This is a genomic window from Variovorax sp. P4_B10, assembly GCF_056402375.1.
In genome coordinates, this window is record NZ_JBFUHN010000056.1 from 1 (window position 1) to 11,790 (window position 11,790).

The following is an 11,790-nucleotide window of genomic DNA, read 5'->3' on the forward strand; positions in this document are numbered from 1 at the left end:
ACCACCGTGTTCAGCAGCGCATCCTTGGCGCTGGCCGTGAGGATCACCGTGCCGTTGTCGGCGCGGATCAGGCCCTTGTTCTCGGCCAGGGCGTTCAGGGTGCCTTCGTCCACCTGCACCGACAGCAGCCGGCTGCCGCTGAAGTCCAGCGTGATCTTGTCGCCCGCGGCCAGTGCCGCCGTGCCGTTGGCGGTGGTGATGGTGCCGCTGTTGCTGGCCTGCTTGCCCAAGAGGGCCACGTAGCCGCCGCTCAGGCTGCCCTGGTTGACCACCGTGCCCTGGCTTCCATTCGCGCTGAAGCTGCGCTTGCCGGCCAGGAAGTCGGCATCGCTCAGGCTCAGCGTGGAGGCCACCAGGCCACCGACATTGACGCTGGCGGTGTTGCCGAACAGCACGCCGTTGGGGTTGAGGATCCACACCTGGCCGTTGGCGCTCAGGCTGCCGTTGATSACCGAGGACTCCGGGCCGATGACGCGGTTGAGTGCAATGGCGCTGGCGCCGGGCTGCACGAAGTTGACGCGCTCGCCGGCGGCGATGCCGAAGCTGGCCCAGTTGATGGCCAGGTTCTGGCTGCCCTGGGTGATGGTGGTGGTGGCGCCGCTCTGGCTGATGCTGCCGCTGCCCGCGCTCACGCTGCCACCGCTGGGGCCAGCCCACGCGCCGCTGGCCAGCAGCGGCCCACAGAGCGCCACGACGACGGCGGCGACACGAACGGACGACTTGCCGCGTCCCTTGGCGGTCTCGGGGGCGGGCACGCAGCGTGCGGCGTCGCTCCAGACGAGGCGGTAGGCGTGGTTCATGGAGAAATAGCCCCTGTTTTTTGCATGAAAAAGATTTGCATGGTGCAGAGGGCGTACCGACCCGCATATAGTCAAAATTGACTGTTGGAAACTTTTTGAAACTGGTGTTGTAATTTGCGTATGCCGCTTTTTCGTTTACTGCTCATAGACGACCACGCACTTTTCCGCTCGGGTCTGCGTCTGGTTTTGCTGCAGGGCATGGCCGACGTCGAGGTATTGGAGGCAGCATCCCTGGAACAAGCCGTGCGCACGACGGACGAGCCCCCCGCGCTGGTGCTGCTCGACATCCAGCTGCAGGGTGTCAACGGACTGGAGGGGCTGGGGCTGCTTCGGCAGCGCTGGCCACAGGCGCCGGTGGTGATGCTGTCCTCCATCGCGACGCCCGACACCATTGCCCAGGCCCTGGCACGCGGCGCGGCGGCTTTCGTCTCCAAGGGCGATACCCCGGACAAGATCATCTCGGTGATTCGCCAAACCCTGGCGCATCTGCAGCAGCCGCCCCTCGCCAGCAGCGCCCCGACAAAGCCCAGCGTGCCCCGGCTGACCCCCCGCCAATGCGAGGTGCTGGACCTGCTGTGCGAGGGTCTGCCCAACAAGCTCATTGCCCGGCGCCTGCAGGTGTCGGAGTTCACCGTGCGCGGGCATGTGCAAGCGGTGCTGGGCCTGCTGGGGGTCAACAGCCGCTCGCAGGCCACGTTTGCGGCACGCCAAAACGGGCTGATTGGTTAACAGGACTTGCGCAGCGGGGCGCTGCGCAGGCAAATCCTCAACGTGAAACAACTCAGGCTCCGGTAGTTTCCGAAGACTGCCTCAATGAATCCGCCTCCCGCTCCTGCGCCCCTGTCTTCCAAGGCCGAATCCCAGATCCAGCTGCACCAGTTCATCACGTTGCAGAGCAACGTGCCCTTCATCGTCCTTGGCAGCCTGTTGGTGGCCACTGCACTGCTGTGGGTGATGCACGAGGTTCTTCCCTTGGCCGTGCTGCTGGTGTGGAGCGGGTTGCTGGTTGGGCACGCGCTGGTGCGCCTGGCATGCTGGTGGTGGCCGCGGCACCAGACCGTGACAGAAGCGGAGGTGGGCCGCCGGATTCATCTGCACACGGTCCTGTCGCTCGCCTCGGGGTTGCTGTGGGGTGGTGGCGCTCTGTGCTTGCTCCAATACGGCGAAGTCGAGCACCGCTTGCTGGTCACCCTCATGCTGGCCGGCATGGTCTCGAGCTCCCTGATTTCGCAGACGATCCATCTGCCGACCTTCCATGGCTTTTTCCTGCCCTGCGCGGTGAGTGCCGTCGCGGGCAACCTGATGCTTGGCAATCGCTTGTACCAGGCCGTCGCCCTGACGATTTTTGCCTATTCGCTGCTGGCGGCGCGCTTTGCGCGGACGCTCAACGACAAGCTGACCGAATCGTTGCGGGCTCGCTTCCAGATTGCCGACCTGGCCGAACGCCTGCATGTCCAGAAAGAAGCGGCCGAACAAGCCAACCTGGCCAAGTCACGTTTCCTGGCCGCCGCCAGCCACGACTTGCGCCAACCCATCCACGCCCAAGGCCTGTTTCTGGACGTGCTGTCGCGGACCCCGCTGTCCATGTACCAAAGCGAGGTGTTGGTCAGCACCCGGTCGGCTTGGCGCGCCTCCAGCGACATGCTCAACACCCTGCTGGACTTTTCGCGCATCGAAGCCGGCGTGGTGCAGCCCCAGATACAACCCTTTCTCCTGCAAGACCTGCTGTACCAGATCGAGAACGACTTCGCTCCGCTGGCCGATGCCAAAGGCCTGGTCTACCGCTCGCGGGAAACCCGGCTTGCCGTGCAATCCGATGCCATCCTGGTTGGCATGGTGGTGCGCAACCTGGTCTCCAACGCCATCCGCTATACCCAGCGCGGCGGCCTGCTGATTACCTGCCGAAAACGCCGGCACACCGTGAGCATCGAGGTGTGGGACACCGGTATCGGCATCGCACCCGCCGACCAGCAAGCCATCTTTCGGGAGTTTCACCAACTGGGCAACCCTGAACGCGACCGGCACAAGGGCCTGGGGCTCGGCCTGGCCATTGCCGACGGACTGGCGAAGTCAATGGGCCATGGACTGACGCTGTCGTCCAAGCCTGAGCGCGGCAGCGTGTTCCGGCTGGAGCTGCCCCTGTCGGTCGCACCCGTGCCATCCCCACGACAAGAGGGGCCGCAGTTGCAACCCATGCGGGTACTGGTGATCGACGACGATGCCGCCGTGCGCAGCGCCATGGTGCACCTGCTACAAAGTTGGGGCTGCCCCTGCGACAGCGCCGAATCCCTGGAGGAAGCCCTGCCGCTGGTCTTGCAGAACCCTCCTGCGTGCATCATCAGCGACTATCGACTGCGTGGGCCGCGCACCGGGGCTCACGCCATCACTGAATTGCGTCAGCAATTGCATCGGCAGGGGGGCCGCCATACACCCGCCCTCATCATCACCGGAGACACGGCCCCGGAGCGCCTGCGCGAAGCCCTGGCCAGCGGTATTCCACTGCTGCACAAGCCGATCTCACCGGAGCAGCTGTACCGGGCGCTGGTGGCGTTGCAGACCGAATGAACGCATAGGCACCTGCCCAAGGGGAATAAACTGATGGAACAGAAGACAGGTAAGTCGTCGATCCGCCACGACTGCAAGAAACGGTCAAAAAAGCAAAGTCATGGACTGGCCCTCCAGCCCAAGCTCCAAATGGCAACTGCACAAGTAATAGTGTCGTGGACTGGCTTGCCTGCAGGTGCAGGTACCTGCCGTTCAGTCAAGCCGGCGGCGCGTTGCTGTTCCACCTGCTGTCCAAGCTGTACGAGCACACCAGCGTGGTGATCACGACCAATCTGGACTTCGCCGAATGGTCTACGGTGTTCGGCGACGCAAAGATGACGACCGCCTYGCTTGACCGCCTCACGCACCACTGCCACATCGTGGAGACGGGCAACGAGAGCCATCGCTTCCTGCAGAGCAGCGCCACGGCGAAGAAGCGTATCAAGGCCAGGGTCTTCACCTTTGTTCTCTCAACGGCCAATGACTTGCCGAGGCTGGTCGTTGGGCTGGAAGCTCGATGTGCTCTCGGCACCAGGCGTTTCTGACAGGTACGTGGTTGAAAGTTGCCAAGGCGACGGCACGACAGTCTGGCTGGGGGACTTCCTTGCCAATGAACTGGAGGTCGTCCAAGCCGATCCGGCGTGATGGCATTTAGTGCTCCGCCCAATACATCCGCAGAGGCACCGCGCAACGCTGGAGTTCGCTCTTCACGATTGCCAGGACTACAGGGTCGTTCTGGGCCTGACCACCATAGAAGGTTCCGCGCTGGCGCCAGGAGAGACGCTCATTGGCCCCTTTCACGAAACAGAAGCAAGCCCTCCGAAGCAGCTCCGCACTGACAGGGTCAGCGGGTAAGCTGTTCTTCAACGGGGATTCGGGAAGAAGAGTCATCTCACACCTCGAAGCCATGGCTCGTTCAAAGCTGCTGGAGTAGCCATCACCATCTGACCGCGAGGGAAAAAATATCGCAATTGCGACGCTGAAGACGATCGGCAAGCCAATGAAAATCCAGAATTTGGGGCGTCTCAGAAGCAGCAGGATGTGGGGCATTTGGGAATTTCTTTGGCACTTCGCAAGCTGCGGGAATCAGTCCACGACCCGCAGGAGCTTCAAGCACGCATCGGTCGCTTGACGCGAGGCCTGTTCGGAGCAGCGCGCCGCTGCCGCGCGGACAGCGGCCTCTTGTTCTCGGCGCRCTGCGGCTGCTTCGACCTGATGCTCCATGAGCCATTTCATGAGCAGCACCAGGACAACCATCAGACCGATCAGAGCGCCAAGAAATGTTGCGCGCCAATTTCGGACGCGTGGGGTGCGCGCGCTTGGAGCGCTTCGTGTTTCAGCGGCGAGTGGATATCGCACGGCTTCTGCGCCGCCATGGATTTGGCGTCGCGGCTGCGTCTTCGCCGTGGCGGTCAATGACGATTCACGCGGGGCCGTAGCTCTACGCTCCTGAGGACCGCTGTTGGATTGCATTGAACGTTCTCCCATTGGACTGTTGCGCCGCTCACGCGTCGCGCGAAAGCAGCCACTGCTTCATTTGTTCGAGTTGCTTTTCACGCGCTTCGATGGCCAGGCCCAACGCTCGCTCGCCGTGCCGGCCGACGCTGAACGACTTGCTCACGTTTCGGCCGTCGATGCATGTCTGGGCTCGCCACATGGCGGGTTTTCCGTCTGGCGTCCAACGGATGCACGTCACACCAGCGATACCGATGGGTGAATCGACGCGCGGTCTGGTTGCCTGCACATAGCGCGGTGTCAGCGGCTTCTCGCCTTCAATCTCGTCTCGCCATTGCTTGGCGACTTTCAGTGAAGCACGAACCCCGCCGTGCGTGCTGAACAGGAACACGCGTCGATGGCGCTGGCCTTGCCGGATGAGTGTGACCTCCCAGCGGTCTTCCATGCGCCAGATGCCGCGCATGGACGGTGGATTGGGTATGCCCGTTGGCATGGTGAAGTCTTCCCTGTTCGTCCGAATCAATCAGTGGCGTGTCGATGTGTGCTTGAGAATGGCCATCCTCGACGGACAATGATCGCTATTCCTGTTTCGGGAAATCGTTGCTCATCACTCTCCCGATGGTGGCGAACAGTTCCTGGCGCAGGCCCTCATATGCGGCCTTGTTCTCGTTCAGCAGCGTGTCATAGGAGAAGTAGCTGGGACTGCCCCGGTTTGACGTGGCGGAGTTCCACGTGATGGGCTGGAGCTTGTCGTCGCGCAGTGCGTACTCCACCACGATGATGGGCCGGAAGTCTGCAGTCAAGCTCGGCGCTCCATAGCCGGCGGTGATGCGCAGCAGCATCACCTCGTAGCCCGGCGTCGCCGCCAGGCCGGCGAGTTCCATCTTTCGCGCAGCGCCCGTGGCGCGATCGCTTGGCGTGAGCTTGACCTCGCGACCCGTCGCACGCATAGCTTCGGCCAGGCGTTCGGCATATTCCCGGTGCAGCGTCAACTCGCCCTGGCTGTCCTCTACCGCCTGTTGGAAGCGTTTGCTGCGGCTCGCGACCTGGTTGATCGAATTGTTGCGGCTGGCAGCGTCCACGCCAATCGCCACCAGCGCCCCCACCGGCCCGAACAAGCCGCCAAGCCCGACCGTCGGCGTTGCGCCGGTATCCAAAACCCCCAGTTCGGACTTGGCGTTGTAGACGATCTCTACCCGGGGATGTGACAGCGGTTCCGGCTCTTCGTTGGCCGCCTGCTTGGGCCGGCCGGCGCACGCGACGAGCATGACTGCGACGGCGCAGACGGAAAAGATGCGTTTCATGGAGCTCCCATGGTTTTTTTGAAGATGTTTGAAGTCGGTTGAGCAGTCTCAGACGGCTCCCGTTTCGAGCAGCCGTGATCGTTTGCTCGGTCACTGGAACTCGAAGCGCTGGTCCTTCACCACTTGGTGCTTGCCCCAGCGGAAGTTGCATACCCGGGCGACTTCTGCGCCGTCCTTGCTCTCGGGCAAGCAGCCGCCGGTGATCTTCACGACCTTCTCGCCCTGTTTGGACAACGGGTACTCGATGGTGAGGCCTTCGGGAACGGTGTGCGTCAGTTCGACTTGCTCGGCGTAATCGTCGGTGAGCGCGAAGATCAATGCACCGTCGATACGCAGCATGTAGGTGTCGTGCTGGAATGCGGCACCGCGCGCGAGGCAGATGTCGACACGCGATTTTTCAACTTGCTGGCTGCGGCACTCCGGTGCCGGCTTCGATTGGGCCCAGGCGGCGGGCACGACAAGGGATGCGGCAATGGCGAGAAGAACAAGGTACTTGCGCATGAGAGGTTGAGGCTTGGTTATCAAAAGCCTGTGTTCAGGTTGAAGCTAAGGCGGTCTTGGCCGTGCGGTAACTCGGGGCAACTGTTCCATTGGCCGCGCACGCCGATGACGGCGCCGACAAGGCTGCGGCCAAGAAGGTCGACGGTTGAACGACTGCCCGCCTGTCCGTGGTCCATGCCTGCGTACAACTCCGCCCACAGCCAGGATATTGCGCATCCGATGTCGTTGCAGATGGCTGACCCAACAGAAGTTCCCTGCCGCATGTACAGAGTTCACAGCACGACTTATTTTCTGGTCAGCGTGTACTCAGATGGCTTGCCATTAGTGAAGAACGTCCATTTGATCTTGTTTGAGTCTGCGAGCGGAGCGAGAAAGGCTGGCGACTCCGCCTTGTGATACGGGTGATCAAACAGCTCCTTCTTCTCGGAATATGCGAAGCTTCTAAAGTGAAGCTCATTCCCCCGCCATATCACTGACCCGTAGAGATATCGCCAGTTCTCGCTGGGGTCGTGATTCAGTTTGTACTTCCCGCTGGTGGCATCTTGCAAAATTTCGATCTGAACAACCCCGCGCTCGCTCGCCCACTTTCCCACGTATCTTTCGATACTTGGGCTGGCGGGTATGTAGGGGTTACCGTCGAAATCTGAAGGAGAGAATGGCGTTTTTCTCGATTTCTCRGCGGCCCATTCCTTCCCCGAGCCACACAGCGGAGCGACTCGGTTGCTGCGTTGATACCGGAATCGAAGGCTTTCCTCGCCGACCTTTTGGCTGAGCGTCAGATTGGTCGGTGTGATGTCCAAGATCTTGAGCGACTGCTCGGCGCCATCAGCGGAAAGGTTGATTTGCCTCCTTGAGTCGTCTACCGTGTAGCGACTGACCTCAGGCTCCTCCGCAGAGGAGGTTATGCAGTTGAATGAGTACAGCTTGCTCTCGCCCCCTTGGGTGAACTCGACGACATTGGCAATGCCATTGCGCAACGGAGCCATTTGCCAAATCCCAACCAGCTTTCTTGTCAGAGATTCAACGTCTGCGGGGGAGGCGACCTCACGTTGATTCGCACACGCGGTCAATAGCATGCTCAGGAGCAGACAGAAGGTTCTTTTTTTCATGGCTTGTTCGTCCAGATGATGAAATTTTTGACGGAGCGGGCCAGCGGTACCGACCAGCAGGTTTCTGTTCTTCGCCGCCGTACAGCGAAACGGGCTTCAAGATGCTGGCTACTAATATCAAAAACTTGCGTTGAGATTGAAGCCGAGCGTAACCTTGGCGGTGCGGTAGCCCTCAGGCTTGCTGACGGGCATCCCACTGTTGACGTAGCAGCGCTTCCATCGCCTCTGCTCGCGACCATCATTGGGTCGTCCTATCAGGCCACGGTTTCCTGGTTGCTTCGTCTGCCAGAGCGCTGGCACTCTCAAAGAATTGCTTAGCCGCCATAAAACAAAAAGACTGCTGCGGACCTAGCAACGCAGGGTCTAGGTTGGGTGGACCTTTTTCCTCCTCTTTGGCCAGCCACGAGTTCATACAGTTCCGCTGCTCCAGCTTGATCTGCTCGCGCAAAGTCACATCGAACACCGCGCGACTTTCACGTAGAGATCCATCGGGATTCAGGTGAGATGCGGCCCAACGGACTCCGCTGCGCCCAAACACATCCCAGAGAAGCCGGCATGCGGTCTTTGCGGCTTCGTCTGGATTGGTCGACTTCAAGCAACGGGCAATGATCACTTGCGAGGCACGCTGTTCCGCAGCAGTGATCGGTGAAGCCTGCTTCGCAGGACCAGCGCAGGCTGAGACTGCCAAGACGAGTCCCAAGCCAGTTAACCTGACAGCAGCGCTCCAAACAAGCGGGGAGGCCTGGGGGCTCGATTTACAGGTGAATCGCAGATCAAGGCTCATCAGAAGCCTGCATTCAGATTGAAGCCCAAGGTGACCTTGGCCGTGCGATAGCCCTCGGGCTTGCTGATCGGCGCCCCCATGAAGAAGTCATAGCTCAACTTGCTCCACTGGCCGCGTACGCCGATGACGGCACCGGCCAGATTCCGGCCGAGCAGGTCGGCCGTGGAGCGCCCGCCGACATGGCCGTAGTCCATGCCTGCATACAGCTCCGCCCCGCTCTGCCCCATGGCCCACCCGATGTCGTTGCGAATCAGCATGCCGCGTTCACCCAGCAGGCTGGTCTCGCCATCGAAGCCGCGCACGGTGTAGCGCCCGCCGATGGCGAAGCGGTCCTGCGGCGTCAGCGGCGTGCGGTTCCATTGCGCGCGGATCAGGCCGGAGTAACGCAGCTTCTGTTCTCCGAGCTTGAACGGCGCATTGAGGCTGACCTCGGCCGTGTAGAGCTTCGGGCGCGAGGTACCCTCACCGAACTCTTCTTCCGGCGCAGCGCGGGAGCCGAAGCCGCCGGTGCCGCGCTTGTAGGCCAGGGTGCCTTCGAGCGTCGCCTCGCCGATGAACTCCTTGTGGTTCAGGCTGAGTTCCCAGCCGCCGACCACGCGGTGCTGCACCTCGACCTCGGTGTCGTCCACGAAGTTGCGCGACTCGCGGCGCCAGCCCTTGATCGCCGCCGTGGTCTTGCGATGCTGGTCGCGGTAGAGCAGGCGTGAGAGCTTGACCTCGGCATTGTTGGTCTTGCCGGCGTAGACGTAGTCCTGGTTCAGGCCGGCCACGCTCTGGTGGTACTGGCTATTGGAGGCGGTGAAGCCCAGCATCCAGTAGCCGAAGGGCAGCGAGTAGTGCGCGGTCTGGCCCTCGGTGCCGTAGCTCGGCTCCGAAAGGAAACGGCTGTTGATGCTGTGGTTGGCGCTGACGTAGAACAGGTCATTCAGGCCGAAGGGGTTGTCCACCGACACCGTGGCGCCGGCCTGGTAGCGGCCCGTGGCCTGGGTGCCGCTGTCGTCCAGGCTCAGGGTGAGGCGGACCTTGCGGGTCTGGACGTACTTGACGACAAGGTCGCTGTCGCCGGGCCTGGCGTTCGCGGCCGTCGATGGCTCGATCTGGATGTCGGCTTCGGCGGTCGGGGCGCGCTTCAGGTTCTCCAGGCCCTGCTCGATGTCGCGCAGGTTCAAGAGTTCACCGACCCGCGCGGGGATGGCGGTGGTCAACAAGGCGGCACTGCCGAGCAGCGTCGAGGATGAAGAATCCGGCGTCAGGCGGATGGCGGCGATGCGGCCGGGCACGAGCGACAGGGTCAAGGTGCCGCCCGAGAGGTCCTGCGGCGCAGCCAGCACGCGGGTGGTGACCCGGCCCTTGGCGATGACGGCTTGCTGGGCGCGTGCGAGCACCACGTTGACGCCGGCCGTGCCCAGGCAGCGGCCAACCGGCGAGTCGTTGCCCTCGGGGCCGGACAGATCGGCGACGGCCCATTGGAAAGATTCGGACTGCTCACCGACCAGCAGCACGCGGTCGATGCGCAAGCACGGGGACTCGGAGTCGGGGATGCGGGCAATGGGCGCGGCGGGCGCGGTCTGCAGGCGTTCGTTGACCGACTTCTCGTTCTGCTCGCGCAAAGCGCGCTCGCGTTCTTGCTGGCGCTGCTGCTCGACGAAAGGTTGAGGTGCGCTGGCTTGCTGAGCGAGGGCCAGTAACGGAACAGACAGCGCAGCGGCTGCCAGCAGATGGCGGTTCAATTTGAAAATTCCCTGGCAATCTTTTTAGGCCTATCCAGCGGCCTCGCCGCCGTTGGATGAATATGTCGTGCGGTACTTCGACAGCGCCCTATTAGGTTGTTCGGGTCGGTCGGGTTAGCCGTACGCACTGCTGGCAATTAACACTGGGGTGGAGGTCCCGCTGGAGTCGCGCGAGGGCGATCCGCGGCCTCTACATCTATAAGAGAAACAATAATTTCTTTCCCATATTTTTCTTCAAGAAGTGCCTCAACCTCCTCATAGCTCTGCGCGTAGAACATCTCGTGCACGCCTGGCTCGCTTGAGTTTTTCTTCCACACAATCGCAACGTACTCTTTGAGCTTATTTTCCATTCTTCACCTCACTTTTTAAGACATGCAGTGCTGTTGCAAAAAACCACCAACCGTCGTGTCTGGCCCCTGTGTCAAAGCTTTTATTTGTTGGGGGGAGAGGGCTCGTTCTGCTCGCGCAGGGCGCGTTCGCGCTCCTGTTGGCGCTGCTGTTCGATGATGGGCTGGGGGGTGGTCGGAGATTGCTGTGCGACCGTCAAGAGCGGGCAGGCCGCAAGGGCTGCGGCCACAGCCATGCGCGTGCGCCGAGGCACACCCAGAGAAAGCACCATGATGATCAGCGCCGGAATTCGACCGTGCGAACCGCCGAGGGTTTGCCCGAGAAGCCGCTCACCGTGCCGTCGGCACCGAAGAGCACATCCACCGGCTCGTCTTCCTGCACCGTCCAGTACCGCCATGTGTTGGCGTTCAGGTCCTTGGTGTCGTTGCGCGACGGGTAGCTGAGCGCCATCAGCACCTGGGGCCGGGTCATGCCGACCACGACCTTGGCGGCGTAGACCGCCTTCTGCACTTCAGGATTCCAGCCGGCCAGCGCCACCTTGGGGTCCGTGGGAACCACGATCTGGCGCGCCCATCGCAATGCATCTTCCTTGCTGCGCGCCGCGTCGTCGCGCATGGAGATGTAGTCGCCGCCGATGGTGCCGTAGAAGTAGGTGTCGCGCTTCATGGTGTCGAGCGTGGCGGGCTCGCCGGCCGGCACGATGGGGCCTCCCAGCATGTTGGCGCTGGAGACCCAGCCGTAGTCGGGGCGCAGGTTGCAGCAGGTGTAGCCGGTGATGGGCTGCGTGAGCTTGGTGGCGCATCCCGACATGGCTGCTGCTATGGCGGCAATCAGTGCAATGCGCGCCAGGCGGCACGGTGAAATTTGTGACTGTTTCATTGATATCGATCTAAAGCTCTTTGAGCGTCGGTCGCATTCCAATCAAATTCCGACTCTCGACTTTGGAAAAGCAAGTGAAATTATTTGAATTTTGACTCTATAAATCTGAGTGCCAAGTCAAGATTTTCAAAGACCTCATCATGACCTGAAAAATCAATCGACAGTAAATAATTAACCTCAGAGACGCCAATTCCGTCATCAGAGGTTATTTGTACCGTGAAGGGGTGACTGATGTCATCAACCCCCACCCATGTGCACACGCCGGATTGAGTTGCCCCAATTTTTGCGGCCGGAAAAAGACGCTTGATCTCGGCCAAAAATTCATCATTACTCATG

The 11,790-nt window shown here is 61.5% G+C and carries 14 protein-coding genes and 1 pseudogene; 3 read left to right on the plus strand and 12 right to left on the minus strand.

All coding sequences use genetic code 11. The annotated features are described in order from the left end of the window. Nucleotides 1–800 (minus strand): two-partner secretion domain-containing protein (locus AC1DXX_RS23020; protein ID WP_478136527.1); only part of this gene is annotated, 800 nt, incomplete at its 3' end. 198 nt (nt 801–998) lie between these two features. Here AC1DXX_RS23020 and AC1DXX_RS23025 point away from each other — a divergent pair. The 3 genes and pseudogenes from AC1DXX_RS23025 to AC1DXX_RS23035 all read left to right on the plus strand — a co-directional run. After that, complete coding sequence (locus tag AC1DXX_RS23025; protein ID WP_478136528.1) at nt 999–1,529, plus strand: response regulator; 531 nt, start codon at nt 999–1,001, stop codon at nt 1,527–1,529. 84 nt (nt 1,530–1,613) lie between these two features. After that, a complete protein-coding gene (locus tag AC1DXX_RS23030; protein WP_478136529.1) occupies nt 1,614–3,365 on the plus strand; it encodes an ATP-binding response regulator in 1,752 nt (583 codons plus the stop codon). 182 nt (nt 3,366–3,547) lie between these two features. After that, nucleotides 3,548–3,889: pseudogene (locus AC1DXX_RS23035) on the plus strand (ATP-binding protein); the annotation flags it as partial. 106 nt (nt 3,890–3,995) lie between these two features. Here AC1DXX_RS23035 and AC1DXX_RS23040 read toward each other — a convergent pair. The 11 genes from AC1DXX_RS23040 to AC1DXX_RS23090 all read right to left on the minus strand — a co-directional run bounded on the left by AC1DXX_RS23040 (nt 3,996) and on the right by AC1DXX_RS23090 (nt 11,789). After that, nucleotides 3,996–4,394, minus strand: coding sequence for a hypothetical protein (locus tag AC1DXX_RS23040; protein WP_478136530.1), 399 nt, complete (start codon nt 4,392–4,394; stop codon nt 3,996–3,998). Between the two features lie 454 nt (nt 4,395–4,848). Next, nucleotides 4,849–5,262 carry a hypothetical protein gene (locus AC1DXX_RS23045; RefSeq protein WP_478136531.1) on the minus strand — a complete coding sequence of 138 codons (414 nt, stop codon included), beginning with the start codon at nt 5,260–5,262 and terminating at the stop codon, nt 4,849–4,851. Between the two features lie 115 nt (nt 5,263–5,377). Then, nucleotides 5,378–6,103: a hypothetical protein gene (locus tag AC1DXX_RS23050; protein ID WP_478136532.1), complete on the minus strand. Its 726-nt coding sequence runs from the start codon at nt 6,101–6,103 to the stop codon at nt 5,378–5,380. A 90-nt stretch (nt 6,104–6,193) separates the two neighbouring features. Then, nucleotides 6,194–6,604, minus strand: coding sequence for a hypothetical protein (locus AC1DXX_RS23055; RefSeq protein ID WP_478136533.1), 411 nt, complete (start codon nt 6,602–6,604; stop codon nt 6,194–6,196). 20 nt (nt 6,605–6,624) lie between these two features. After that, nucleotides 6,625–6,780: a hypothetical protein gene (locus AC1DXX_RS23060; protein ID WP_478136534.1), complete on the minus strand. Its 156-nt coding sequence runs from the start codon at nt 6,778–6,780 to the stop codon at nt 6,625–6,627. Nucleotides 6,781–6,888: 108 nt separating this feature from the next. Further along, on the minus strand, nt 6,889–7,713 hold the full coding sequence (locus tag AC1DXX_RS23065) for a hypothetical protein (protein WP_478136535.1): 825 nt from the start codon (nt 7,711–7,713) through the stop codon (nt 6,889–6,891). A gap of 783 nt (nt 7,714–8,496) precedes the next feature. Next, complete coding sequence (locus tag AC1DXX_RS23070) at nt 8,497–10,227, minus strand: ShlB/FhaC/HecB family hemolysin secretion/activation protein (RefSeq protein ID WP_478136536.1); 1,731 nt, start codon at nt 10,225–10,227, stop codon at nt 8,497–8,499. A 137-nt stretch (nt 10,228–10,364) separates the two neighbouring features. Continuing rightward, nucleotides 10,365–10,577 (minus strand): hypothetical protein, encoded by a 213-nt coding sequence (locus AC1DXX_RS23075; RefSeq protein ID WP_478136537.1) that lies wholly within the window; start codon nt 10,575–10,577, stop codon nt 10,365–10,367. Between the two features lie 80 nt (nt 10,578–10,657). Further along, nucleotides 10,658–10,846, minus strand: coding sequence for a hypothetical protein (locus AC1DXX_RS23080; protein WP_478136538.1), 189 nt, complete (start codon nt 10,844–10,846; stop codon nt 10,658–10,660). Nucleotides 10,847–10,851: 5 nt separating this feature from the next. After that, nucleotides 10,852–11,454, minus strand: coding sequence for a hypothetical protein (locus tag AC1DXX_RS23085; RefSeq protein ID WP_478136539.1), 603 nt, complete (start codon nt 11,452–11,454; stop codon nt 10,852–10,854). An 80-nt stretch (nt 11,455–11,534) separates the two neighbouring features. Continuing rightward, nucleotides 11,535–11,789 carry a hypothetical protein gene (locus AC1DXX_RS23090; RefSeq protein ID WP_478136540.1) on the minus strand — a complete coding sequence of 85 codons (255 nt, stop codon included), beginning with the start codon at nt 11,787–11,789 and terminating at the stop codon, nt 11,535–11,537. Nucleotide 11,790 lies beyond the last annotated feature (1 nt).

Coding starts and splice junctions, on each gene's coding strand:
- AC1DXX_RS23085 (WP_478136539.1), bottom strand. CDS start 11,454: ATGAAACAGTCACAAATTTCACCGTGCCGCCTGGCGCGCATTGCACTG.
- AC1DXX_RS23045 (WP_478136531.1), bottom strand. CDS start 5,262: ATGCGCGGCATCTGGCGCATGGAAGACCGCTGGGAGGTCACACTCATC.
- AC1DXX_RS23080 (WP_478136538.1), bottom strand. CDS start 10,846: ATGGTGCTTTCTCTGGGTGTGCCTCGGCGCACGCGCATGGCTGTGGCC.
- AC1DXX_RS23060 (WP_478136534.1), bottom strand. CDS start 6,780: ATGGACCACGGACAGGCGGGCAGTCGTTCAACCGTCGACCTTCTTGGC.
- AC1DXX_RS23050 (WP_478136532.1), bottom strand. CDS start 6,103: ATGAAACGCATCTTTTCCGTCTGCGCCGTCGCAGTCATGCTCGTCGCG.
- AC1DXX_RS23075 (WP_478136537.1), bottom strand. CDS start 10,577: ATGGAAAATAAGCTCAAAGAGTACGTTGCGATTGTGTGGAAGAAAAAC.
- AC1DXX_RS23090 (WP_478136540.1), bottom strand. CDS start 11,789: ATGAGTAATGATGAATTTTTGGCCGAGATCAAGCGTCTTTTTCCGGCC.
- AC1DXX_RS23025 (WP_478136528.1), top strand. CDS start 999: ATGGCCGACGTCGAGGTATTGGAGGCAGCATCCCTGGAACAAGCCGTG.
- AC1DXX_RS23030 (WP_478136529.1), top strand. CDS start 1,614: ATGAATCCGCCTCCCGCTCCTGCGCCCCTGTCTTCCAAGGCCGAATCC.
- AC1DXX_RS23040 (WP_478136530.1), bottom strand. CDS start 4,394: ATGCCCCACATCCTGCTGCTTCTGAGACGCCCCAAATTCTGGATTTTC.
- AC1DXX_RS23055 (WP_478136533.1), bottom strand. CDS start 6,604: ATGCGCAAGTACCTTGTTCTTCTCGCCATTGCCGCATCCCTTGTCGTG.